The 25,859-nt window shown below is 49.5% G+C and carries 17 protein-coding genes; 9 read left to right on the top strand and 8 right to left on the bottom strand.

Annotation, left to right across the window (positions count from 1 at the left end; translation table 11 throughout):
- Positions 1-167: 167 nt before the first annotated feature.
- A complete protein-coding gene (locus ACO08K_RS14370; protein ID WP_421797096.1) occupies positions 168-470 on the bottom strand; it encodes a phosphoribosylpyrophosphate synthetase in 303 nt (100 codons plus the stop codon).
- Positions 471-487: 17 nt separating this feature from the next.
- Positions 488-1,108, bottom strand: a complete 621-nt coding sequence (locus ACO08K_RS14365) for an alpha/beta hydrolase (RefSeq protein WP_421797095.1) — start codon at positions 1,106-1,108, stop codon at positions 488-490.
- A gap of 135 nt (positions 1,109-1,243) precedes the next feature.
- On the opposite strand from ACO08K_RS14365, the gene ACO08K_RS14360 reads away from it, so the two are divergent.
- Positions 1,244-3,007 (top strand): SMP-30/gluconolactonase/LRE family protein, encoded by a 1,764-nt coding sequence (locus ACO08K_RS14360; RefSeq protein WP_421797094.1) that lies wholly within the window; start codon positions 1,244-1,246, stop codon positions 3,005-3,007.
- An 8-nt stretch (positions 3,008-3,015) separates the two neighbouring features.
- Here ACO08K_RS14360 and ACO08K_RS14355 read toward each other — a convergent pair whose 3' ends face one another.
- Both ACO08K_RS14355 and ACO08K_RS14350 read right to left on the bottom strand, forming a co-directional pair.
- Complete coding sequence (locus ACO08K_RS14355; RefSeq protein WP_421797093.1) at positions 3,016-4,212, bottom strand: anhydro-N-acetylmuramic acid kinase; 1,197 nt, start codon at positions 4,210-4,212, stop codon at positions 3,016-3,018.
- A 208-nt stretch (positions 4,213-4,420) separates the two neighbouring features.
- Complete coding sequence (locus tag ACO08K_RS14350) at positions 4,421-5,410, bottom strand: ABC transporter ATP-binding protein (protein WP_421797092.1); 990 nt, start codon at positions 5,408-5,410, stop codon at positions 4,421-4,423.
- 156 nt (positions 5,411-5,566) lie between these two features.
- Between ACO08K_RS14350 and ACO08K_RS14345 the strand changes: the two genes are divergently transcribed.
- Positions 5,567-6,013, top strand: a complete 447-nt coding sequence (locus ACO08K_RS14345; RefSeq protein ID WP_421797091.1) for a GatB/YqeY domain-containing protein — start codon at positions 5,567-5,569, stop codon at positions 6,011-6,013.
- A 111-nt stretch (positions 6,014-6,124) separates the two neighbouring features.
- Positions 6,125-7,654: an aldehyde dehydrogenase family protein gene (locus ACO08K_RS14340; protein ID WP_421797090.1), complete on the top strand. Its 1,530-nt coding sequence runs from the start codon at positions 6,125-6,127 to the stop codon at positions 7,652-7,654.
- 77 nt (positions 7,655-7,731) lie between these two features.
- Here ACO08K_RS14340 and ACO08K_RS14335 read toward each other — a convergent pair whose 3' ends face one another.
- From ACO08K_RS14335 to ACO08K_RS14320, 4 genes are all read right to left on the bottom strand, one after another.
- The gene (locus tag ACO08K_RS14335) at positions 7,732-8,508 is read right to left on the bottom strand and encodes an Fpg/Nei family DNA glycosylase (protein WP_421797089.1); all 777 of its coding nucleotides are present in this window, start codon (positions 8,506-8,508) and stop codon (positions 7,732-7,734) included.
- Positions 8,509-8,660: 152 nt separating this feature from the next.
- Positions 8,661-9,194, bottom strand: coding sequence for a hypothetical protein (locus ACO08K_RS14330; protein ID WP_421797088.1), 534 nt, complete (start codon positions 9,192-9,194; stop codon positions 8,661-8,663).
- Positions 9,195-9,588: 394 nt separating this feature from the next.
- Positions 9,589-11,148, bottom strand: coding sequence for an AAA family ATPase (locus ACO08K_RS14325; protein WP_421797087.1), 1,560 nt, complete (start codon positions 11,146-11,148; stop codon positions 9,589-9,591).
- A gap of 55 nt (positions 11,149-11,203) precedes the next feature.
- Positions 11,204-12,352 (bottom strand): LacI family DNA-binding transcriptional regulator, encoded by a 1,149-nt coding sequence (locus tag ACO08K_RS14320; RefSeq protein WP_421797086.1) that lies wholly within the window; start codon positions 12,350-12,352, stop codon positions 11,204-11,206.
- Between the two features lie 255 nt (positions 12,353-12,607).
- Here ACO08K_RS14320 and ACO08K_RS14315 point away from each other — a divergent pair, with 255 nt between their 5' ends.
- From ACO08K_RS14315 to ACO08K_RS14290, 6 genes are all read left to right on the top strand, one after another.
- A complete protein-coding gene (locus ACO08K_RS14315; protein ID WP_421797085.1) occupies positions 12,608-15,625 on the top strand; it encodes a SusC/RagA family TonB-linked outer membrane protein in 3,018 nt (1,005 codons plus the stop codon).
- A 35-nt stretch (positions 15,626-15,660) separates the two neighbouring features.
- Entirely contained in the window at positions 15,661-17,148 is a 1,488-nt protein-coding gene (locus tag ACO08K_RS14310) for a RagB/SusD family nutrient uptake outer membrane protein (protein WP_421797084.1), read from the top strand.
- A gap of 57 nt (positions 17,149-17,205) precedes the next feature.
- Positions 17,206-19,113 carry a hypothetical protein gene (locus tag ACO08K_RS14305; RefSeq protein ID WP_421797083.1) on the top strand — a complete coding sequence of 636 codons (1,908 nt, stop codon included), beginning with the start codon at positions 17,206-17,208 and terminating at the stop codon, positions 19,111-19,113.
- 221 nt (positions 19,114-19,334) lie between these two features.
- Positions 19,335-21,842, top strand: coding sequence for a glycerophosphoryl diester phosphodiesterase (locus ACO08K_RS14300; RefSeq protein WP_421797082.1), 2,508 nt, complete (start codon positions 19,335-19,337; stop codon positions 21,840-21,842).
- A 147-nt stretch (positions 21,843-21,989) separates the two neighbouring features.
- Positions 21,990-23,675 carry a sodium:solute symporter family protein gene (locus ACO08K_RS14295; protein ID WP_421797081.1) on the top strand — a complete coding sequence of 562 codons (1,686 nt, stop codon included), beginning with the start codon at positions 21,990-21,992 and terminating at the stop codon, positions 23,673-23,675.
- Positions 23,676-23,765: 90 nt separating this feature from the next.
- Positions 23,766-25,775, top strand: coding sequence for a glycoside hydrolase family 2 protein (locus tag ACO08K_RS14290; protein WP_421797080.1), 2,010 nt, complete (start codon positions 23,766-23,768; stop codon positions 25,773-25,775).
- The last annotated feature ends 84 nt before the right edge of the window (positions 25,776-25,859 follow it).

The following is a 25,859-nucleotide window of genomic DNA, read 5'->3' as shown; positions in this document are numbered from 1 at the left end:
ACCAAAACGGTCAAAAAACGGCCTTTTTGGCGCAAGGAGGGCTCACCCATTTTGGGGGAGAATCGCCAAGTGGTGCTTTGTCAGTTGGATGACCAAAGTGGATGGAACAAGGGCTGGCAGTACCCGGATTCTGCTCGGGCACCAGCCTTTAGAAGCGTTTGGATGGGTTAAATTTTCAATTTTGTCAGCATTTCCTCCGCAATGGGGTCAGCGTAAATGCCAAATGAGCTGAGCAAAGTACCTTTGAGCTCATGTTTATCCGAAGAAATGGCGTACAACACACTTTCTTCGTCCGGGTCGGAGGAACCCGATTCAAAACGATAAACCTGATCTACGTGAAATTCATCGTGCAGCAATTGGTATTTCCCCGCTCCACATACGAGGCAATTTTGTTTGAGGTTAAAATCTTCGGTATAACCACGGGCCTTCAGGCCATCGAGTGCTTCTAAAACGCTATTGTAATTTTCCATTTTGGGAAGGTTTTGAATTAGGTTGAAAAAATAAATGCTTTGGCCAGGCTCTGCTCTTCTGGCGACACAATGTGGGCGCGTCCGGGATAAATCACCAAATTCAGCTCGGCACCCAGGTTTTCTAAAACAGCCTTGCTCTCTTCACTGCGGCTTTGGGGCACATGCGGATCATTGTCACTGTTCGTCATCAAAATGCGGGTTCCGGCAAATTGGGCCTGATAGGGACTTGTATCCAGCGTTTGACCGATCAGGCCCCCCGTAAAAGCAATCACGCCCCCAAATGGTCGGGCGAAACGAGCTGCACTTTCCAGGGTTAAACAGGCGCCTTGTGAAAAACCCATCAGGTAAATTTGCTTGGAAGGCAACACCTTTTCTGTTTGTTCAATCAATTGCTGAACATTGGCCAAGGCCGAATCCAACCAGGGTTGATTGTCGATCACGGGAGCCATAAAACTATAGGGATACCAGGTATTGTTGGTGGCTTGTAATGCGGCTAAATAGGTGCCTGCCGGGGCGATTGCCCGCCCGAGTTCAAGGATGGCCTGGGCATTTCCGCCCCGACCGTGAAACAAGAGTAAGGCTCGCTCGGCCTGGGCCAAGGGAACGCCTTCTTCAAACAATGTAAAGGTATGCGACATAGCGAATAAGTTATGGGGTTAGAATCTTAACAGCCCTGAAGGAAAATAAGTTGGCAGCATCCCCTTCAATTTTATCACCCTTTTCTCCCACATTCCTGGATAAAAGATTAATTTTCATGCCTATAAACTATAAACATGAAAAAACTGATCGCAAGCTTGCTGTGCCTGGGCTATGCCGCCCTGGCTTTGGCCCAAACACCTGCCGAATCCTATCCCGTCGATGCTGCCTCGGTCGAACAGGCCGGAGTGCCCAAGGGAGAAATCATCAAATTCACTTTTGAAAACTCCAAAATTTTTCCCGGCACCCGCCGCGAGGTATCCGTTTACATCCCTGCTCAATACCGCTCGGACAAACCTGCCTGCGTGTATGTGAACCAGGATGGCGTCCAATGGAAGGCGCCCACCGTTTTTGACAACCTGATCCACCAAAAGGAAATGCCCATCACCATCGGCGTTTTTATCACCCCTGGCCAAGTTAAAGCGAGCAATGAAGAGACTTCCCTTGATCGCTACAACCGCAGTTTTGAATACGACGGCCTGGGCGACGCATACGCCCGCTTTGTGTTAGAAGAAATTTTACCCGAAGTAGAAAAACGCAAAGCCGCCGATGGTCGGGCCATCCTGCTTTCCAAAAGTGGCAACGATCGCGCCATTGGCGGCTCAAGCAGTGGCGCAGTTTGTGCCTTTACCGCAGCCTGGGAGCGACCCGACGCCTTTTCCCGGGTCTTCAGCGCCATTGGCACTTACGTCAATCTGCGGGGTGCTGATCGTTATCCTTCCCTGATCCGCAAATACGAGCCCAAGCCCATCCGCATTTTCTTGCAAGACGGCAGCAATGACCTCAACATCTACGCGGGCGACTGGTGGAAAGCCAATGAAATGATGGCCCGCGCCTTGACCTTTGCCGGGTACGAGGTGAATTACATCTGGGGCGAAGGGGGGCACAATGGCCAACATGGCACCGCCATTTTCCCGCAGGCCATGCGCTGGTTGTGGAAGGATTACCCGAAACCAGTTGGCAAAGGAAGCTCCAAAAATCAGTTTCTCAGCGACATTCTAGTGGAAAATACCGAATGGGAATTGGTTGGAGAAGGTTACTCCTTTACCGAAGGTACTGCTACTAACGCTGCCGGTGAGTTCTTTTTCCAGGATTTTCCTAATTCCAAGACTTACAAAGTTGGCCTGGACGGCAAACTCATTGCCTTGCCCATCGACTCCAAACGGGCCACGGGTACCGCCTTCGGCCCGGATGGCAAACGATACACCGCCGCAGGTGGCAGTAAACAAATCCTGAGTTATGATGCCCAGGGCAATGTAAAAGTAGTAGCGGATAGTGTCGCCAGCAGCAATGACATCACTGTGGCGGCCAACGGCAATATTTATTTCACTGCACCGGATGGTCGCGAACGGCCCAGCAAACTGTATATGATCCGGCCCAATGGTGAAAAAGTGGTGGTGGATGAAGGCTTGAAGTTCGCCAATGGGCTGTGCTTATCCCCCGATCAAACCCAGTTGTACGTGACTGAATCTGCCTCGCATTGGGTTTGGGTGTATCAGATTCAGGCAGATGGCAAACTGGCCAACAAACAAAAGTTCGGCTGGCTCCATGTCCGCGACGAAGACGAAAACGCCTGGTCGGATGGCTTGAAATGTGATCGGGATGGGCGCATTTACGTCACCTCGCTCACCGGCATTCAGGTACTGGATCAATTGGGACGGGTGAATGCCATTTTGCCCGTGCCCCTGACCAAAGGCCAGGTATCGAACTTGTGTTTTGCCGGCCCCAATTTTGACACCTTGTACATTACCTGCCGGGATAAAGTGTATCGCCGGAAAGTAAAGGTGAAGGGCGTGAATGGATTTGAGGCAGGGGTGAAACCTGGGAAGCCGAGGTTGTGAGTGTTTGTTTAGCCCGGCCAACAAATCTTCCCCATCACTACCGAAGGTACCTTGTGCCGATCACCAAAAGAAGTATACCCTCCTGCCACCGCCTCATTGGCCAAAATGGCAAAAAGGACCGCTTCTTTGGCATCGCCAGGTACCCCTAGTACATCCGTGGATTGAAAACTGGCCCCCGGGAATTGTGCCCGAATGGCCCCGATCAAGGCTGGATTGTGCGCTCCGCCACCGCTCAAAAAGAAAGCAAAAGGTTGAGTGCCAATGGCCCGTTTGATGCCTGCCACGATGGTATCTGCACTGAATTGCACTAGCGTGCACAGTAGGTCGGGGGCACCCAGGTGTAGGGTATTGGTTTTCTCCTGTGCTGCTTTAAGGTATCCTAGATTAAAAACCTCTGGTCCAGTGGTTTTTGGGAAAGGCGCGTCAAAAAAAGGATGAGCTTTTAAAGCTTCCAACAATGCCACATTGGTTTGCCCCGACAAGGCAATTTTCCCGTCTTTATCGTAATCCAGGTGGGGATAAAACTGCCGGGTGATGGCATCCAAAAGAGTATTGCCCGGGCCGGTATCGGTGGTAAAAACTTTGCTGGCATCGAGGTCACCTGGTAGGTAGGTGAAATTGGAAATGCCGCCCATGTTCAGCAAAATACGGTCTTCGCCAGCCTTACCCAATACAAAATAATCGCCGTAAACCGCCAGTGGAGCGCCTTCGCCTCCCGCCGCGATGTGGCGCATGCGGAAGTCGGCGAGAGTGATGATGCCTGTGGTGCGCGCTACATGGTCACCATCGCCAATTTGCAGGGTCGTATTGCCATAATCCGCGAGTCCATGCTGGGTTTTGGGCGCGTGATAAACCGTTTGCCCGTGACTCGCTACCAGATCCACTTCCGCTGCTGAGATGCCCCATTCCGCTAAACAAGCATTGATCATTTGGCCGTGCAAGATGCCGATTTTGGGGTGCAAAAGACAAAGGTGCTGGAAGTCGATTTCCCGTTTGGCAAACACCTGGCGAATTTCTGCTTTGAGGGCAGCGTCGTAAGGCACGGTGCTGAATTGTAACAACTCCACCTGGGTATTGGGTCCTGCACCCCGCAAGGCGCAAAGGGCAACATCCAAACCATCCAGTGAGGTACCCGACATCAAACCAATGATGTGGCGCACGGGCTTTTGGGCGATATTGTAGAGTTGCTGTAAATATGGGTTCATTGGAAAAGGATTTTAAAATTTAAGCTACCGTAGGCTATAAAACCCCTTTCCGAAAGTTTTCCACTTTCGGAAAGCTCTTTAGCGCAGGATTTTGAGCAAAAGGCTACTACCTGAATCTTTATGCGCAAGACCCTGCTGTAAAGGAACCTTCCGAAAGTCGAAAACTTTCGGAAGGGGGTGCTTGGATTTTATGGTGAATTTTTAAAAATCAAACGATTGTCAAAAAAATATTTTGCCCTGCTTCAATATTTTTTGAACTATACCCAACCAAACTTTTTCCACCTAACTCAACCCCAACCCGATACCGACTACCTTCAAACACCCCCCACAAACCCTTGGCTGCCAGAGATGCTGGAACCGCTTCGGTATGGATGACGAATTTTTCTGGCCGGATCAACACCTGGTCTTCGGGTAAGGAATGCCCTAGTCCTTTTCCCAACTTTTGAGCCACCCATTTTTTTGGCAAAATATTCACTTCGCCACTCAGCGTGGCCACATAGGCATTGATTGGATTTTTGTAAATCTCCTGAGGCGTACCCACCTGCACCAGGCGTCCCGTTTGTAAGATGCCCATCCGCTGCGACAGGCCCAGTGCGTCCGTAGCATGATGGGTGACAAAAATGCAGGCCGCTCCAGTTTGCGCCACTGAATTGCGGATGGTATCGGCGAGGCGGCGATTGTTTGGCAAATCCAGGTTTGCAAAAGGTTCGTCCAACAATAAAATCCGGGCTTCTTCAGCCAGAGCCCGGGCGATGGCAGTGCGTTGTTTTTCACCACCAGAAAGCAGTTTTGTGGGGCGTTCGGCCAATTCCTGCAATTGACAAAGTTCCAACAACTCCTCAATCCGGGCATCCCGGTAATCTTTTTCGTAATAACGCAGGGCGTAGCGAATGTTTTCGCGCACCGAAAGATTGGCCGAAAGTTGATAATCCTGGTGCACGATTTTGATATCAGGGTGGCCTGGAATAAGCAAGCCGCTTGGCAACGGCAGTTTTTCTCCCTCCAGCCATACCTCTCCCGCATCCGGGTTGATCAGGTTAGCGGCTAATTGCAAGAGGGTACTTTTGCCTGCTCCACTTTCCCCTAACAAACCAAAAATCTCGCCTGCCTGTAAATTCAGGCTGAGTCGGTCAACAACAGGCTGATCCTGCTGATAAGCTTTGCTGATGTGGCGGAGTTCGAACAATGGCGTGCTCAACAAGATGATTTTTGGGGTAAAACGATTAATACGGCGGAAAGTTAAGCATTATCTGGTTTTGTTTTAAAGTTCTATCCCGTACCTTTGCGGCCTGGAACTAAACCATTCCATTTGCTTGTTTGTCTTCCCATTGTAATCATTTAATTAAGTATGAACATGAATTTAGAAGATCGGATCAACGAAGCCCTGAAAGAGGCAATGAAGGCCAAAGACGAAGCCACCAAACGGGGCTTGCGTGAAATCAAAGCCCAAATTCTGCTGGCCAAAACCGATGGGTCTGGCGCGGAGATAAACGAAGACCGTGAGATCCAGATTTTGCAAAAAATGGCCAAACAACGCCGCGATTCCCTGACCATTTATGTGGAGCAAAGCCGCAATGATTTGGCCGAAAAAGAACGGGAAGAATTGGCAGTCATCGAAAAGTTTTTGCCAAAACAACTCAACGCTGAAGAATTGACCGTCATCCTGCAAGGCATCATCGCCGAAGTAGGCGCCAGCTCGCCCAAAGACATGGGTAAAGTGATGGGTGCAGCAACCAAGCAGTTGGCCGGTAAAGCGGATGGACGTTTGGTGTCTGAAGTTGTGAAGCAGCTGTTGAAATAAAAACGAAAGGAGTTTAGTCCAATCCATCAATCAACCGGTCACTGAGCGAAGCCGAAGTGCCGGTTGATTGATGGATTGGACTAAACTCCTTTTCGTTTAAAGCCTTAACCAATGAACAAAGATTTTTTACAAGTGCTCGGTTTACAGGAAAAAAACCATGGAACCAGCACCGGATTGGAATCCTCCAATCTCTCCCAGGTGTACATCGACTCCTACTCGCCCGTCGATGGCGCTTACATCGCCAGTGTCAGCGTAACCAGCCGCAAAGAATACGACCTCACCGTAGTCAAAGCCCAGGAAGCCTTCAAATCCTGGCGCAGTGTTCCAGCCCCCAAGCGGGGTGAAATAGTCCGCCAATACGGCGAGTCCTTGCGCAAAAACAAGGATGCACTGGGCAAACTGGTCTCCTATGAAATGGGCAAAAGCCTGCAAGAAGGTTTGGGTGAAGTACAGGAAATGATCGACATCTGCGACTTTGCAGTAGGACTTTCCCGCCAGTTGTACGGCCTGAGTATGCACTCCGAACGTCCCGGTCACCGCATGTACGAGCAATGGCATCCAATGGGTGTGGTGGGCATCATTTCGGCCTTCAATTTCCCGGTTGCAGTGTGGTCCTGGAATGCCATGATTGCCATCGTTTGTGGCGATACCTGCGTTTGGAAAGCTTCCGAAAAGACTCCCCTCTGCGCCGTAGCCTGCCAGAATATCTTGCACGAGGTGCTGCGCAACAACAATGTACCCGAAGGGGTCTCCTGCATCGTCAACGGCGACTACCGGGTAGGCGAATACATGACCCAGGACAAACGTCTTCCCTTGATCTCGGCCACGGGCAGCACGCGGATGGGCCGCACCGTTGGGGCAATGGTAGCCGCACGCATGGGCCGTAGCATCCTGGAATTGGGTGGCAACAACGCCATTATTGTAACACCAAGCTCCGATTTGAATATCGTTTTGACTGGTGCCTTGTTTGGAGCTGTTGGTACTGCCGGTCAACGTTGTACCAGCACCCGCCGGTTGATTGTACACGAGAGCATTTATGATACCGTGCGTCAGGCACTGGCCAAGGCCTACACCCAACTGCGCATCGGCGACCCTCTCGATCAGAACAACCACGTTGGCCCGCTGATCGATCAGGCCGCAGTGCGCAATTACAATAAAGCACTGGAACAAATCGAGGCCGAAGGTGGCAGCATGTTGGTACAAGGCGGCGTATTGGAAGGCCCCGGTTATGAAAGTGGCTGTTACGTCAAACCTTGTGTGGCCGAAATCAAACACAATGCAGCAATTGTACACCACGAAACCTTTGCACCCATTCTGTACCTGCTCAAGTACTCTGATCTGGAAGAGGGCATCGCCATCCAAAATGAGGTTCCACAAGGGCTTTCTTCAGCCATCATGACCAACAACCTGCGCGAAGCCGAACTTTTCCTTTCCAGTTCCGGTTCCGACTGCGGCATCGCCAACGTCAACATTGGTACCAGCGGTGCCGAAATTGGCGGCGCTTTTGGTGGAGAAAAAGAAACGGGCGGTGGCCGCGAAAGTGGTTCCGATTCCTGGAAAGCTTACATGCGCCGGCAGACCAATACAATCAATTACAGTACGCAGCTGCCATTGGCGCAGGGGATAAAGTTTGAATTATAGAAATGATGAATGATAAATGATGAGTGATGAATTGTCCATACGCTTAGACATCTTGACAATTCATCACTCATCATTCATCATTTATCACTCAAAAAGTACGTCGTTCTCCCCGCAATCGTCCCCTTCTTCACCACACCCTTGCCATCAGCGGGCACAAAACCTTCGACCCGCCATTGCCAGAGCCAATCTTCGGGATAATCTTTGTAATAAGCGCGGCGCTCTACCGCATAATTGAGGATTTTTTGCAGGGTATGGAAAAGCAGTTTTTTCTCCTCCTGAGACAGGTCTTCAATGCGTGCGGCCGGGTGAATCCGGGTTTGGTAGCAGAGCTCATCGGCGTACAAATTGCCAACTCCTGCCAGGTATTGTTGATTGAGCAAAAAGGCTTTGAGTTGGCCTTTTTTAGCGTTGATCAAATCCAGAAAATCGGCTTCGGAAATGCGCAGGGCATCTTCGCCGAGGGGCAAGGAGTCGATGTAGGCTTGTAAATCTTCAAGGTAGAGGATGCGGGCAAACTTGCGGGGATCGTCAAAGCCCAATTGAAAGCCATTGTCAAATACAAAGGCGAAACGTTCATATTTGGGCCGATCCAGGGGGTCTTCGTAATACTTGATGTCGCCCGTCATGCCGAAGTGCAGCAGGACGTGATGGCCGTTGTCCAGTGCGCCAAAAAGGTATTTTCCCCGGCGGTAAGAGCCCGTAAAGCTTCGCCCCTGTAGCCGTTCGGCAAACTGCGCCCCGTCCATGTTTCGAATGATTTTATCGTCGTGTACGTCTACGCGCTGGATGCGTTGATGTAAGGCACTGGCGTCGAAGTAGCGCTGGAAGGTATTGACTTCGGGGAGTTCGGGCATGGTGGTAGTGGTTTTTTTGGAGGATAAACAAGCTTTGGTAGAAAAGGTTAAAAGGGAGGTTCATTATGAGTAAAATTTTTAGATAGTTATTTTTCATCATAGATGTCTATTAATCTTTTACTCTTCGTTTTCCATTTGCAAACTCATACCTTCTATACTATAGGTTCATCTCTAGGGTTTTCAGGTATATATGCCATATTGAATTGTTCTTCAAAATCTTTACTCATTATAATTTTTACTAACTCCTGAAATCCTGTGCAAAGTGAATAGTAATTTTTTTTAATTTCTGGTTTATCTTTAATGTCAAATTTTGCATAAACTACTGGTGATTGATCTACTCTATTGTAGGCATACACAATACCTTTCCAATTTCGATCAATCCGTTTATCTACATATTCACCTAGCATCAAAAAACCTTGAGCGTTAATGTATTGAGGCAAGGAGAAAATAAGCTCATCTTCTGGCAAACCAAAACCATAAAGGGCGACCAAAAAGGTTGAAGAGCTAAAAAAAACGCCATTTATGCGCTGGATAAAATCAACAAACACGGTATCTTTCTTTACAAAAGAATACAAATCAAGGTATTCTTTTGTAAGCTCATGCCTTTTAGAGGATTTTATATTCCTCTCTAAATAGACATGCTTAACACCTTGAAAAAACTCCACAACATCAAATTCTTTATTCATTTTTAACAAAAATATATGTGATAGCAGAACCACACTACTAGACATTTTTTGTACCAAGACGACACAAAGCGCTATTAATCAAATAGTTTTTATTTGATATATTTGAGCCTTTGTGGCAAAAAAATGGAAATATCCAGTAGTGTACGAATAACTCATCTTCTTTGACAAACCATTTGACATCAATGTTCAAATCGAAGAACTTGAAAAGGTTGTTGTGATCACATTCTAAGCTAAAAATGCTATCTACATGATGTGTTTTTTGCAGTACCCCCTTTTCGTTCTGCGCTCTTTCTTTTGGCTGAGTACAAGCACACAAAAATAGCACTGATAATAGCAAAAGCTATTTCATTGAACTATTGAAGAATTGTTTTATTGAAAGCATTTCAAACTCTTCTCACACCCGCACCACAAACACCCTTTTCCCCTTCAATTCCTCCCATCCACTCGTCCAGACCTTCTTTTTCAACTGATCAAAAACCAACAAAAATCCCTCTTGTAGCGCCTGTCGATCCAGGTAATCGACCAATTGTTCCAAGCCCTCAGCGTGTGCTTCGGGGCCACGCCAGATTTTGAGTTCTACAATGTATTTGTGTTGAAAATAGGTGATAGCCACGTCCAAACGGCGCTCCTCCGAGATTTGTGGCTCTTTAAAATCATACCCTGAGCCGTTGATGATGGGTTTGATGAACGCCAAGAACACTAGGCGGGCGTTGCGCTCCAGGAAGTTTTGATCCTTCTCGCTGTTTTGTTCCCGCATGAATGCCTGAAACTTCAGCAGTACAGCTTCCATGTTCAGGCGCTGATCGGGCAGTTTAAAATTTTTGGGCACATTGTATTCGCCCAAGCGCACCTGAGCGGTGGCTTTGGAACTCATGTATGCATAAATGACCTCTTCGTAGATGCGATTATGGACACTAATGCCTTGTCCATTTTTGAGTATCCCGTACATCAAGCCCATGCTCACGGTAGGGTCATGGATGGAGAGTCCCTGGTATTCTACGTCGACCAATTTTTTGAACACCAATTCATACAATGCAGGGTTGTTTTCCAGGTTTTTGATCAGGCTGTCAAAATTGGTGTTGGTTTCCTTGACCACCATGGATACCGCAACATCTACATCTTCCAGGGTCCAGTTTGCTTCTTTTTTTTCTGGTAAAATTTGCTCATCCAGGACTTTGCACAATTTACTCACCAAAAACGGATAGCCAGAGGTGTAATGAAACAAGTGCTCGGAAAGGGCTACTGCGTCTAATCGCACCGCCCGGTCCTTTGCATATTCCTCCAACATTGGGCGAATTTCGCTGGGCTGGAGATTCATGTCTACTGTGAATTCAGCGGCAATGTTCCAGGGGGAATTGAATTTTTGTTCGTCTTCGGGGCGCAGTTTTAACTTGAGCGAACGGACATCATGTAATCCTGCCAGCACTACGGAGTGGAAGGTTTTGAAGGTATGACGCTCCAGGTATTTGTTGCGCAACATAGCCAAAAAACTGATGAACAATTGATTGTTGCTGCTCTTGTCCACCTCGTCGATCATCAACACGATTTTTTTATCGGTCTGATCTGTCATTCTGGTAATTAGCTTTGATAGAGCTTTAAATCCCTGAATTTTAGGTGATTCTTTGATCAACCATCCTTCTAATTTCGGTGCATAAACACTGGCATAATCAGCCAAAAGCTCAACAAAACTTTGCGCGAATACTTTTTCGTCTCTAAAAATATCATCCCCAATTCCCTCAAAACTAGTGTTGAGGACGATGTATTCTCCCGTTTTTTGGAGCATTTCTGCAATGGCATAAAGGGTCGTCGTTTTTCCATACTGGCGTGGCCGGTTGATGATGAAATACTCTCCCGAATCAACCATATTGAATGTTCTGGCCAACTTTTTTGACACATCCGCCATGTAGTGTTCCTGCGGAAAACAAAGACCCGTTATGTTGAATTTTTTTTTCATTTCAGTTCAAAATCATCAATCAAAGATACACTTTTTGCGCATACCAATCATCCCCTCAACCCCTCCTCCGCGACGAATCCCTCACAATCAACCTCGTCTTCAACACCTTCGTCTCCAACCTCGGTTGCTCCAACTGCTCCAGCAACAACTGAGCCGACTGCTCCCCAATTTCCCACACGGGCTGCTCCACTGTAGTCAAAGCTGGTTCAATAATCGCCGAAACCGGGTCATTGCTAAAACCTACAATACCCAAATCCTGTGGGACTTTAATGCCCCGTTGTTTGGCCAACAACAGCACTTCCAGCGCGGAGGGGTCATTGACCGCAAAAATGGCATCGGGGGGCTGAGGCAAATCCAATAAATGTCGGGCACATAGCCGGGCACTTTCCTCGGTCAGATCGTGGTAGACGATCAAACTTTCATCCAGTGGTAGCCCATGTTTTTGTAGGGCATCCACATAGCCTTGCATCCGCAGCCGGGCGATTTGCAGAATGCTGGGTCCGGCCAGGTGTGCGATGCGTCGATACCCTTGCTCAACCAGGTGCTCGACTGCTTGAAAAGCACCGGAATAATCGTCGATAATGACTTGCGGGGTTTCCAGTTCCGGGCAAACCCGGTTGAAAAACACCATGGGGACTTCCTTTTGCAGTACGGTGCGGAAGTGGTCAAAGTTTTGGGTTTTGCCCGTAATCGAAACCAAGAGTCCATCCACTCGGCTACGCAGCAGGGCCTTGACGTTGGCCACTTCTGTTTCGTAGGATTCGTCGGATTGAAAGATCATCAGGTTGTAGCCCGCCTTGGAGAGCACAGCTTGTGCGCCCATGATGATGGTGGGAAAAAAATAATGGCGAAACTCGGGCACCAGCATCCCGATGATGTTGGTACGGCGTTTGAGTAGAGCATTGGCGAGGGGGTTCGGCTCATAATCCAGCTCTTTGGCCAAATCCAGGATCATCTGGCGGGTACCTTCGTGGATGTCGGTATGCCCGCGTAGTGCCCGCGAGACGGTAGACTTGGAAATGCCCAGCTGTCGGGCAATGTCCATAATGGTGACTTCGTGGTGGCGCTTGTGTTCTGTGGGATTGCTTTCTTCAGCAATGGTAAAATGGAAATCGCAGGACTTGCAGTAGTAGCGTTGCTTCCCCCGCATGATGCCCGATTTTTGAATAAACTCAACCTGCTTGCACTTTTTACATTTGATCATACCTCTGGACTGTGCTCTTAGGAACGGAAAAAAAGAGAAGGTACACATTTTGGCTAATTTTTTTTACCAAAATCTCGCTATCGTTACCCGTTTCGAGAACCTTCCCGATAGGTTTTGTCTCCTTCTGTCAGATTCATGCGGTTGATTATTTTGAATGTGGCTTTATTTTCGGAAAAAAATCGGCTCAATAGGTTTTTTAAGCCTAAAAAATTGGTTTTAAAAAATCACTCATCACCGACTTTAACCTTTCTACCTATGTCAGGCAAATTACAAATATGGCTGGTGTTTTTTGGTCTCCTGACCAGCGCCCAGGCCCAAAATCTCTCCCTGAGGGGGAAGATATCCGATTCCAGCGGAGAAGCACTCGTTGGTGCCAGTATCGCTATAAAAGGCACCACCAGTGGAACGGTCTCTGAACTGGATGGCAGTTACCAACTGGAAGGCGTTTCGCCGCAAGCTACACTGGTTGTTTCTTACACCGGGTACCTTACCCAGGAGGTAGCCGTCAACAACCGTACCCTCATTGACATTGTGCTCGGCCTGGATGTGGAAGCCCTCAACGAAGTTGTGGTAGTCGGCTACGGTACCCAGCGCAAATCCAGCACCACGGGGTCCATTGTTTCCATCAAGGCCTCGGATCTGATGCAAACGCCCGTAGCCAACGTAGCACAGGGGATACAGGCGCGTGCTTCGGGTATCCAGGTCACCCAAAACTCCGGTGCGCCAGGTGGTAACATCAGTGTGCGCATTCGGGGCACGAACTCCATCAACGGAACCTCCGAACCCCTCTATGTAGTGGACGGAATCCAGGTATCCAACGGCGGAGGGATCAACGACATCAGCCCTTTGTCCACCATCAACCCAAGTGATATCGAGAGTATTGAAATCCTCAAAGACGCCGGAGCTTCGGCCATTTATGGTTCGCGCGCGGCCAACGGGGTAGTACTGATTACAACCAAAAGAGGTAAAGCGGGCGCAACCCGCGTAACTTTCGATAGCTACTACGGCATGCAGAAAGTACTCAAAACGCTGCCCGTACTCAACGCTACCCAGTTCGCCCAAGTGGAAAATGAGGTTTTTAAAAACAACTATTACAGTGACCCCGCCTCGCTGGGCGAGGGAATCGACTGGCAGGGGCTCATCTTCAGGGAGGCACCCATCCAAAACCACCAGTTGTCCATCAATGGTGGCAATGAAAAAACCCAACTGGCGGTTTCATTAAACTACTTCAACCAGGATGGCGTCATCATCAATTCCAACTTCAAACGTTATTCCTTCCGTACCAACATAGACCACCGCATCAGCAAAAAATTCAAGGTAGGGACCAGTATTTTGGGCAGTTACTCCATCAACTCCGGGGTTACCACTGGCTCAACCTCTGTAGGTGACGGCGCGGTAGTAACGGGCAGTATTCTGGGCGCTGCGATTGGTGCGCCTCCCGTCCTGAAACCCTATCGTGCCGATGGTACCATCTTCCCCTTTGGAGAGCAAGGCGATGGGCGTTACCGCGAGGTATCCAACCCCTTGGGCTTTGCCCAAACCCTGAACAACACCGATCTGCGCCGCACTTTGGCCAACTTTTATGGCGAATTTGAGATTTTGAAAAACCTGACTTATAAGGCTTCCTTCAATGTCGATTTGCAAAACAACCTGAATGATCGGTACTCACCTCGTTCAATTATAGCTGTGCGGGACTTGAATGACAACTCAGGCTCTGGTTCCAAGTCCAATTCCAACTTTACCGGGCTTTTGCACGAAAGTATTTTGACTTATGCCCGCAGCCTGGGCGCAAATCACACGCTGAAATTTACGGGCGTTTTTGCCACCCAATCTGACTTGAGCAACAGCAACTCCATTAGTGCTTCAGGTTTTCCAAACGACGCTACACGCAACGAAGCCCTGCAATTGGCCCTCAACCGCACCGTAAGCAGTGGCCGCAGCAAACAACGCCTGGACTCTTACATGGGTAGGATCAACTACGGTTTTAAGGATAAATACTTCATTGACGTGGTGGCCCGGGTGGATGGTTCCAGCCGTTTTGGAGCCGAAAACAAGTACGGCTTTTTCCCTGCTGCATCCGCATCCTGGCGGGTCATTCAAGAGCCGTTCATGGACAACCTGAAGTGGATTTCTGATTTCAGAATCCGTGGTGGTTACGGCATCACGGGTAATGCTGGGGGTATTTCGCCTTACCAGTCGCTGAGTACCGTAGCTTCGGTGGGTAGTGACTACACCTTCAACAACACCTACGTGACCGGCATCAACCCTACGGGTATTGCCAACCCAGCGCTGCGTTGGGAGAAATCCAAACAGGCAACCCTGGCGGTAGATTTGGCCTTCTTCAAGGATCGCTTCAGCATCCAGGCAGAAGTTTACCACAAAACAACCGAAGACTTGTTGTACATCAAAACCCTACCACTGAGCTCCGGTTATACCAGCATCACGGGTAACTTCGCCTCTTTGGAGAACAAGGGTTTTGAACTCATGGCCAACGCCCGCATCAGCGACGGCGCCATAAAATGGACCGTATCAGCCAACGCTACCATCAACCGGAATAAAGTATTGGATCTCGATGGCGGCACTACTCAGGAGCGTTTTGTGACTTCCTATACCGTTCTGAAAGTAGGTGAGCCTTTGGGCTTGATTAAAACCTTCGTGTTTGATGGTGTCAACCAAACTGGTGAAACCATTCTGCCCGGCTACGACGGCCGTTTGGGCGGTCACAAGGTCAAAGACATCAATGGTGACGGTACCATCAGCGCAGCAGATCAAATCATCGTAGGCAACCCTAACCCGGATCTCATTTTTGGTTTTTCGACCAACTTGTCTTTCAAAGGTTTTGATTTGAGCACTTTCTGGTCCGGCACCCAAGGCAACGACATCTACAACGTCAGCCGCCTGTCTTTTGAAAACCCACTGGGGCAACGCAACCTGTATGAAGGGGTAGTGAACCGTTGGTCGCCAACCAACCCCAGCAACCAATACGTGAGTGCTGCTCAAGGTGGTCGCCTACCGGTAAGTGATTATGCGCTGGAGGATGGTTCTTACCTTCGCTGCAAAAACGTCACTTTGGGTTATACCATCAAAGGCATCAAAGGGTTACAAAACATCCGAGTGTATGTAAGCGGAAACAACCTCATTACCATCACTGATTATTCCGGCTTTGATCCTGAAGTAAACACCTTCGCAGGTTCCAACACCGTAATCGGCATCGACAACCTGGTGTATCCTCAGGCGCGTTCCTTCATCGGCGGCCTACAAGTGAATTTTTAAGGGTGAAAATTTTAAAGATTTTAAAAGTAAAAAACATGCGAGCACCATATAAATTAATCGGACTGGGCCTGGCTTTTTGCCTGCTGAACACGTCCTGCGAGTTGGAGGAAACCATTTATTCTTCCATCTACACTGAAGCATTTTACAAAACTGCCTCTGATGCCGAAAAAGGGCTGGTCGCGGTATACGACCCGATCGGCGACATGGGCTCAGGGCCAGCCTTGACCATCGTGTCCGATTTTAGTGCCGACCAATGCTACCCTCGGGCCGTAGTAGGGCGAAATACCCTCACCATTTTTGCTTACGATGACAACTACACCACCCAGCGCACTGCGGGTCGGATCAATGAATCACCGCAGCAAATCTGGCAATCTTGCTACGATGGCATCGAAAAGGCCAACTGGGTCATTGCCAAAGTGCCCGATGCGGTGATGGACGCTACGCGCAAAAATCAGATTCTCGGCGAAGCTTACTTTTTGCGGGCTTTTTACCACTGGAACCTGACTAAAAACTTCAGAGACGTGGTCATCAAAACCACGCCTAGTTATTCAGAGGCAGAAGGTATTTTACCTAAAAGCCTCAAAGCCGATGTATACAAGCAAATTTACGCTGATTTGGATCTGGCTCTGGCAGCAGGATTGCCATCTTATCCCGCCGTGGAAAAAGGCCGTCCTTCCAAAGAAGTGGTGAATGCACTGTATGCCAAAGCCGCTCTGTACAATGAAGATTGGGCCAAAGCCCTGCAAAAAGCCCAGGAAGTAATCAGCTCCGGCAAATACAGCCTTATGGCCGATGTACGCGACGTGTACCGCTACGACAAGGAAGACGCTGCCCGGGTTGAAAACATGTGGGCTTATGAATCTGCGCCAATTTCCCCTGGCCGTAGCCATCAGTTGACCAGCCTTTGTGGCCCTCCAGGTAGTGCAGGTGCAGATTATTCCCGCACCTCTTTCGGATCGATGTTTGCTTTCCAAACTTTTTTTGATTCTTTTGATCCCAAAGACAAGCGCCGCCAGTTGCTGGATACCACTTACGTCAACCGCAGCGGTGTGACGGTGAAGCAAAAAGACATTACGCCGATCACCACCAAAGCTGTTTTGATCAAAAAATACCAGGATCCAATTTCTACCACTGGTCTGATCTCCAACATTCCCATTTTGCGTTTGCCCGACATGTACTTGATTGCAGCAGAAGCAGAAGCCCGTCTGAACGGAGCGACCACCGCCGCTTATGGTTTTATCAACCCAATCCGCAAACGTGCAGGTTTGGATGACCTCACGCCCGGTTTGAGCAAAGAAGCCTTCATCGATGCGGTATTGCAAGAGCGTTCATGGGAATTTTTTGCAGAAGGTGACCGCTGGTACGACCTTACCCGGACCAATACATTTCTCACTGCAGTACCTAAAGCAGTGAACAACGTGTATCCCGAGCGCAAGCCATTGGCCAAGCACCGCTATTTCCCCATCCCCTTGGATGAGCTATTGGCCAATCCTAAAATCGAACAGAATCCAGATTGGAAATAAATTCAAACCATGCAGAGGCTGTATGATGCATATCTTCATACAGCTTCTTTTTTTACAATGAGAGCATTTTTCACCATCCTACTCTTCTCGATTTGTGCAATAGTTTTTGCTCAAAACAACCCCTTGGTCAATCAAGCAGGTTACAATTTGGGCGAAGCCAAACGTTTTGTCTGCCCAGGAGCTAAAGACGGCACACCTTTCAAAATCCGCGACTACAGCACCAAACAAGTGGTGTTTGAGGGCGAAATCCTGAATCAGGAAGGCTGGTTCAGCAAGTTCAACCCCAAGACGAAAGATGAATTTTACATCGACGTAAATGGACATGGCCAATCGGTTCCCTTCTGGATTGCCGATCATTTGATGGAAAAAATTTCTGCTAAACTTGCCTACGATTTTTTCATCGATGTACGGGGTTCTGAAGACGCCGCTATTGCGGATTTGAGCAAAATCTATGGCGGTGGCCCCTCGCGCGATGGCGGTGCTTACGGGCTCGAAACCATTTTCGAATGCCTCTACTACGCCTCCAATCCGGCACTGTTTGACCGCTGGAAAACGGAACTGGGCGACAACAATGTGCCCGATCTCATTGACCTGATCCTTTGGCACGCCGAATTTGCCTACGCCCATGTCGCCTATCAAGGCCCAGTGGCCAGTCGGCACGGCAGCCTGGGTTACGAGGGTCAGCCGAGAATGCAGTACGATTATTGGAATCACCTGGATCAGTTGTCGGTAATTTGTGCGGCCTATCACGATTTTTTAAAACCCTATCTCCCCCGCGAAAAGTACTTGCTTTACCGCAAGGTTTGCAACGAAAAATGGCTGGCTTACGAGCGCCACCACGAGAACCGCTACTGGACTTACAGCACCAAATGGGTGGATCTTGGTTTTCAGGAATTCAATGAAATGGGCAATGCCTTCGGGCAGTCGGTTTTCCGCAATTTATTCATGTATTATTGTGAAAAAAATGAGGTGGATGGCCAGCCTGCCAAATACCTGAAATGGGCTCAGGAAAGCGCCCGCGACATCATTCAAAACTGGGATTTCAACAACCCTCGCCACATGTGGTGGATCCGCAATGCGGAACACATTACCCAGCAAGCCTTGGCCTATTTCCTACTCCTGGCACCCGAACAAGCTCCCCTTGGAACACGTGAAAAACTGAATGCATGGGCGATTCACATGCAGCAAAAAACGAACAATTTCTGGAAATACCGCGTACACAGCGAAACGGAATGGGCCCATCCCAAAACCAAAGAATTGGGCGGAGCTCCTGCACTGGGCGGTTCACTGTTTGCCGTAGCGCACTTGCTGAAAAATCCCCGACTCCGCGACATCGGCTGGGCACAGGTGGATTTTGTTTTTGGCGTCAATCCACTCGGCGCACACTTGAGCAACAAAAGCCAGGATCGCTTGGCCATTGGTGGGTATTGGGCCGGGGTCGAAAATGGTTGGCCCGCAGCACACCCCAATGGTTACGGGCAATTGGGCAAAGTGCGCGGCACGCTAGACGGCTCTCCGTTGGACAAGGATTTTCAACAAAAAGCAACCACCAGCACGGAAGGCAATATCCCCAAAGACCAGATTGGCAAAGACGCCTACGCCACCGAAGGTTGGTGCGTGTCCAATCGGGGTTGGATGGCCACATTGACTTTTTCTACCCTGGGTAGCCAAGAAGTCAAAATTTTGAATGCTAGCGGAACAGCCGTCACTCAGGCCAAAGTTGGTGAAACCCTGACGATTGAACTAAAAGCGGCTTTGAATCTGGATTGGGATCAGGTCGAGAAAGGTAAGGTTTGGGTCAAAATGGATCAAAGACCCGCCATCTCCCTCGAAGTGACGGAAACGGGTGAAAACACTGGCCTTTTTAGGGCCAACTACAAAGTGCCAAGCACTGGACGTACCCTACAAGTTAGCTACGGTTCCTTTGGGTTTGCCCAGAGAGCCAGTATCAACATAAAACCTTGATTGAGCAAACAAAAAGCACCGCATAATCAGCGCTGTGCTGGTACAAGTCTCCAGACTTGTACCAGTATCGACACGTCTCTGACGTGTATTTATGCCCTGTTTTCGCGTTACGCATGCGTCAGAGACGCGAAAATATTGGTACAAGTCTGGAGACTTGTACCAGCTGATCTGGAGCCTTTTAACAGCGCCAGTGGACGGGTGATACTTAAAAGTCAAAAGACATGAAATTGTTATTCTCTTTTTTGTTCTGTAGCATGATCCTCTGCCTCGCGGCCCAAACGCCGCAGGTGCTCAATCTGGCCAATGCCAATCTGCGCCTGCGTTGGGAAAACAGCGGATCGGGCTGGCGCATCAAAACCATTGCCGTTAAAAAAGGCCAGACCTGGGTCAACCTGGAGCAGCCCTCAGGAGAACACACTTTACTGTACAGCGCCGACAAACCCCAAACAGAGCCCGACTCCACCTTCAAAAGCATCACCGGACAAAAATTTCCCGAAGACACTTACCATTACCAGCAAAAGATCTGGGCGGAAAGTATCAACCCCGTTTCCCTCAACACTGCCGGACAGGCACTGCATTTTTTTGCGCAAAAAGGCCGGCAAATCGCCCCCAATCAACTGCGTTTTGAACAAGAAACCGAGCAAGGAACGCTGATAGCCGAATGGCGTTTTGACCCCAAATTTCCCAACAATATCCTGTTGACTCAAACCCTTACAATAAAAAAAGACGGGTATTACTCATTGGCTACTCCTAGTTTGGCCAACATCGGCGAAAGCAACCTGGCCTGGGCTTCGGTACCGGGCTATTTTCATGGAAACTACATCCAACCCAACTTTGCCCTATCTTATGCTTACGGACATGGAGTTCCTGCCTTACCCGTGGTTTATCGCGAACGCTCGGCCAGCACTCTGGCACCATTGGTGAGCACTAAAACCGGACTGACCCTGGCCCTGATTGCCGATCCCGGCCTCTGTCGCGATCCCTGGGCCAAAGACAAAAACACGCTCCACGACTGGAACATTGGTCTTTCCCACAAAAATCGCAGAGCCCAACTGTCGCCGACCTTGTACTACCCCGTTTTGGGCGAGCCCAAATCTTTGCTGAAAGCGGGTGAAGCAATCAGCTATACTTCTCGCTACCACCTCGGCACTGGTGATTGGTTTCAGGCCATCAAACACGCGGCCTATGATGTGTACCAACTCAAATCGGCCCTGGCGCTGCGCCAAAGCAAACAATCCTTGACCAGCCGCATCCAACACATGCACCATTACCTGACCGATCCACAAACTTCCTTGTGGAACATTGAGGAGTTTCAGGGACGAAAAATTGGTGCACAATCCTACCTCGGTGGCGTAGTGGGTTCGAACAAGGACGCCATGAAAAATTCCGATTACGGTGCCATGTGGATGTTGGCGAATGCTACGCAGGATACCTTGTTGACCAAAAATGTGCTGCCTTATGCACTCAATTTCAAGTTTGTGCAACAAATCAGCGAGCCCGGTTTTTTCAATGGCTCACTTGCGGGACAATACTACCTGGCCAAAAGCAAAAAATTCGTAGAAGAATGGGGCGAAGTGGTTGAACCCATCGCGGTGACCTACTACACCATGCTCGACCTGGGCAATATCCTGCTTTTTGAACCCAACAACAATGAGCTGAAAGCACGGCTCCGCGCCGGAGCAGAGTGGTTGTTGAAAAACCAAAAGCCCGATGGCAGTTGGGCCGTAGCCTACGACCGCAAAAATGAGGCAGAATTGTTCAAAGACATCAAAGATTTGCGGGCTACTTTTTATGGATTAGTGGTGGCTTACCGCATTTTGAAAGATCCGCGTTACCTTGTCGCGGCTCAAAAAGGTGCCGATTGGTTGTTGCAGGCCGCCGTTGCCAAAGGGAGCTACCTAGGTGTGTGCGGGGATGCGCGTTACGCCCCCGATTTTGCCACGGCTCAAACCGCCCAGGCATTTCTGGATCTTTTTGACCTGACCCAACAAGCGAAATATAAAGCGGCTGCCATCAGCGCGGCGAAGATATACACCACTTCCATTTTTACCCACCCTATTCCCACTACTGCTGCTAAAACTGTGAATGGAGTGGAGCGCCAGGACTGGGAAATTGCCCAGGCTGGGCTCAGCTTTGAACACGGCGGGATTTTTGGTTCTTCCAATATCCACGGCCCCATCCAATTGTGCAGCCACGCGGGTTTGTTTATCCGCATGTACGGCATCACCAAAGAACCCATCTTCGCCGACCTCGCGCGGGCGGGTGCCTGGGGCCGCGATGCCTTTGTTGACGCTAAAACCAGTGTAGCTTCTTATTACTGGAATGCGATGAACCGGGGCGCCGGGCCTTACCCTCACCACGCCTGGTGGCAAATTGGTTGGTTGACCGATTACCTGATGGCCGAAGCGGAATTGCGCTCAAATGGCCAGGTGCGTTTCCCCCGTGGATTTGTGACGCCTAAAGTTGGTCCACACCAGTCCTATGGTTTTGCTCCTGGCACAGTCAATGGTCAAAAAGCACAGCTAATTGTGGATGAAAACATAGTCAAAGTGGATCATCCGGCAATTGACTACTTGCTGGCAACTACTGAGAAAAAAGACAAGGTTTTTGTGATCTTGATGAACAATCGGGCACAGGCTACGGATTTTCAAATCAGCATCAAGGGGGCTGCGGGAAAGGCAAAGCAGTTGCCGGCATTGGGTTTTGAAATTTTGACGATCACGCCTTAAATGATTTTATTTTTATCTGTTATTCCTGAGGTGTGTCTTCGGTGCCTAAGGTTTCTTAGGTGGTGAAACAGTTTTTTTACCACCTAAGAAACCTTAGGCACCGAAGACACACCTCAGGGCGAAACAATTCACCAAAACAAGTACATTTTGAACGCCTACATCGATACCGCCGTCATTTTTATCTTCTCTGCCTTTGTGTTAAGCATTGGTTTGCTCTTTGCCCGTACCGGCCGCAACCTCAAATCCTTCTTTGCCGGCGGCGAGGCAGTACCCTGGTTCATTGGAGGTTTGTCTCTCTTTATGTCTTTCTTTTCAGCGGGTACATTTGTAGCCTGGGGTTCCATTGCCTACAAACACGGCTGGGTAGCAGTGACCATCCAGTGGACGATGTGCCTTGGAGCCATTGTAACCGGGTTGTTTCTATCCCCGCGTTGGCGGGCTACGGGCAACCTCACCGCAGCAGAATTCATCCGCGAGCGTTTGGGCGAAAACGTGCAAAAAATCTACATCGGCATATTCACGCTAGTATCTGTATTCATCAAAGGTTCGGTATTGTATCCGGTGGCGAAATTGGTGAGTGTTTCGCTGGGCTTTCCACTCTTTGAATGCACCATAGTGTTGGGCATTTTTATGATTGCCTACACGGCGGTGGGTGGCCTATGGGCCGTGATGGTTACGGACATTTTGCAGTTTGTGATTTTGTCAGCGGCAGTCTTCATTTTGCTGCCGCTTTCTCTGGGCAAAGTGGGCGGATTTGAGGCCTTTACCCAGCAAGTTCCTGATGATTTTTTCAACCTGCTGAATGGCGAATACACCCTCGGTTTTATCCTGGCTTTTATTTTTTACCACATCGCTTACATTGGTGGCAACTGGACTTTTGTGCAGCGCTACACCAGCGTGGATAGTCCAAAATCGGCCCGAAAAGTCGCCTTTTTGTTTGCCGCCCTGTATTTCATCAGCCCGATGATCTGGATGTTGCCACCGATGATTTACCGGGTTTTGAACCCAGATCTGGTAGGGCTGGATACCGAAAATGCTTACTTGAAAATTTGCCAAACCGTATTGCCTCCAGGCCTCTTGGGGCTCATGCTGACGGGTATGTATTTCTCTACTTCGGCCAGTGCGAATACAACTTTGAATGTGGTGTCGGCGGTCTTCACCAATGATGTGTATCGGGGTTTCATCAACCCGGCGGCTACTGATCGGCAGTTGATTCGGGTAGCACGATTGTCTTCCTGGGGCTTCGGCCTGGGCATGATTGGCATTGCCTTGATGGTACCCGCAGCCGGGGGAATTGTGGAAGTAGTGTTGAGCATTTCGGCGATTTCGGGAGGGCCGCTGTTGGCACCGCCGCTCTGGGCACTGTTTTCCAAACGACTCAATGGACGCACCACTTTTTGGATCACCCTCATTGGGCTTTCGGTCAATTTATTTTTTAAAATCCTTGCCCCCATGTTGCTCCACTTCAAATTGACGCGGAGTGTAGAAACGATTGTAGGCATTGGCTTACCGCTGGTCCTGCTTCTTGCCTACGAACTCTATGCCCGAGCCAAAGGCAAAATTGCCCCGGAATACCTGCAATACCTCGAAACCAAAGCCAAACGTACCGCAGATGCTCTGGCTGAATCGCCGGAAGAGGCACTGGAAGTCAAAAAACAAAACCGTTTTGGTATGCAAGTCATTGCTGGGGCCTTGGTTTTTGTAGCTCTTATTTTATTGATTTTGAGCTTTCTGACTACGTCCGGGGTAGTGGTTACGCGCCTAATTTCACTGGCAATTTTGCTAGGCGCACTGATCCCTTGGCAAGCAGCGCGAAAAATTTTGGCAGCGTAGAGACGCACGGCTGTGCGTCTCCGTCCAATGTTTCAGAGACGCACAGCCGTGCGTCTCTACAGTCCCATCAAACCATCAACCTAAACAAATATGCGCTATATCCTTTTTTTCTTACTCCTCTCCACCCAATGCCTCGCCCAGTTCACCCTGCGGCAACCCGACGCAATCCCCCTGCACGGGCAATGGTCTTTTGCGATGGACACCCGCGAGATTGGCGAAGCCCGTGGTTGGTACAAAGACAGCTTTACCAGCAACAATTGGGATCAGGTGACGGTGCCCCATTGTTTTTCGGTGGACCCCCGGTATCAGTTTTTCACGGGCACCGTTTGGTACCGCAAAAATTTCCCCTGGCAACCTCAGGCTGACAAACGGGTCTTATTGCATTTTGACGCAGCATACTACAAAGCAGGCATATGGTTGAACAACCAAAAAGTGGGTAGCCACGAAGGCGGTTATACCCCATTCCACTTCGACGTCACGGACTATTTAAAAGCAGGAGACAACCTGCTCTCCGTTTCCGTCAATAACGACACCTGGCAAACCGGCTCCATCCCCGGTTCCAAAGACAATGGCAATCCAAATGATCCTTTCCCAGGTTGGATCAACTACGGGGGGCTCAATCGCCCAGTTTATTTGACCGTTGAACCAGCAGTTTATCTGGAAAACCTGAAGATTGAAGCTACTCCAGACCTTGAAAAAGGAACCGCCCTCCTGCGCGTGAAGGCGCGGGTGCGCAACGCCTCGGCACAAGGCAGTACGGGTAAAATCAGTCCATTGGTATGGTTGAAAAACCAGTCACTTAAACTGGTTTGGAAAAGCAACACTGGGACCATTCCAGCGGGGCAAACTGCCATTTTAGAAGCGGAAGTCAGCCTTAAAAGTAACGAGGTTCAATTGTGGAGTCTTGATGCTCCCCACTTGTATCAACTCAAAGTAGGTTTGGGCAGCGATACCCTGGCGACTCACTTTGGCATCCGCAAATTGGAGGTAAAAAACGCCCAAATCCTGCTCAATGGGGTGCCTCTGCGTTTGGGTGGCGGCAACCGGGTAGTGGACTATCCTGGTCTGGGCGCTTTGGAACCCGATTGGTTGGTAGAAAAAGATTTTCGCCTGATGAAAGAAGCGGGCATGGAATTCCAGCGCCTAACCCACTATACCCCCAACGAAGCTTTTTACGACTGGGCTGACCGCTATGGCATGCTGATCATTTCGGAACCAGGCAATTGGCAACTCACGCCTACGCAGATGGACAATGACACCATTCGGCAAAAATTCCAGCAGCAGTTCCGCGAAATGATGGAGCGCGATTGGAATCACCCCAGCGTAATCGCCTACAGCGTGGGCAATGAATACCTGTCGGAAACACCCTCCGGGCAACGCTGGACCAAAGACATGATCGATTATGGTCGCAGGCTCGACCCGACCCGCCTGTACACCTTTGCGAGCATGCGCCTCAATATTTTGCCCAAAAGGCCCGAAGACGAGGCCAGTCAATACTGTGATTTTGTCTGCACCAATACCTATGGCAACCATGCCAAAGTACTGGACCATATCCATCAGCTTTACCCCGACAAACCCATCCTGATCAGTGAATGGGGCACCCGGGCCGACGGGCCCAATGGTGAAGCCGGGCAGGTCAGCCACCTGGAGTCGGTGATGGCCGAAATCCGTAAACGCCCCTACGTGGTAGGTGCAGCCTGGTGGACGTACAACGATTACCAAAGTCGCCACGTAGGCACCAATCCCAATGGGTATCGCCCCTGGGGTTTGGTAGGGCCAGATCGAAGCCCTCGCCCACTGTACGCATCGCACCGCCGTGAGATGGCTCCCTTAACCCTGAGTAAAGTAAGCTATGTGCCGGGAGGACAGGGCAAACATGAGTTAATCCTGCGGGTAACAGCCCGGGCAGATTTTCCAGCTTATCCTTTGAAAGGTTTCAGCTTTAAAACCAGGGATGTACAGGTGGCTATCCCAGACGTGCAGCCCGGTCAAAGTGTAGATGTAAAAATCCCCATTACGGGTTTTGACAAAAACATCCAGGTGGAAGTGCTGAAGGCCACAGGTTTTTCGGTACTCAGTGAAAGTTTTGAATTGAAATAACTTAGAAAGGTTGAGCAGTTGAGAAGTTAAGAAGTTGAGGCTACCGCTGCGACTTCCTCAACTCCTCAATTCCTCAACTCCTCA

This window comes from Haliscomenobacter sp. (assembly GCF_965225875.1).
GTDB lineage: Bacteria > Bacteroidota > Bacteroidia > Chitinophagales > Saprospiraceae > Haliscomenobacter.
Note: the sequence above shows the minus strand (reverse complement) of the source record. Positions and strands in the feature narration are given on the sequence as shown.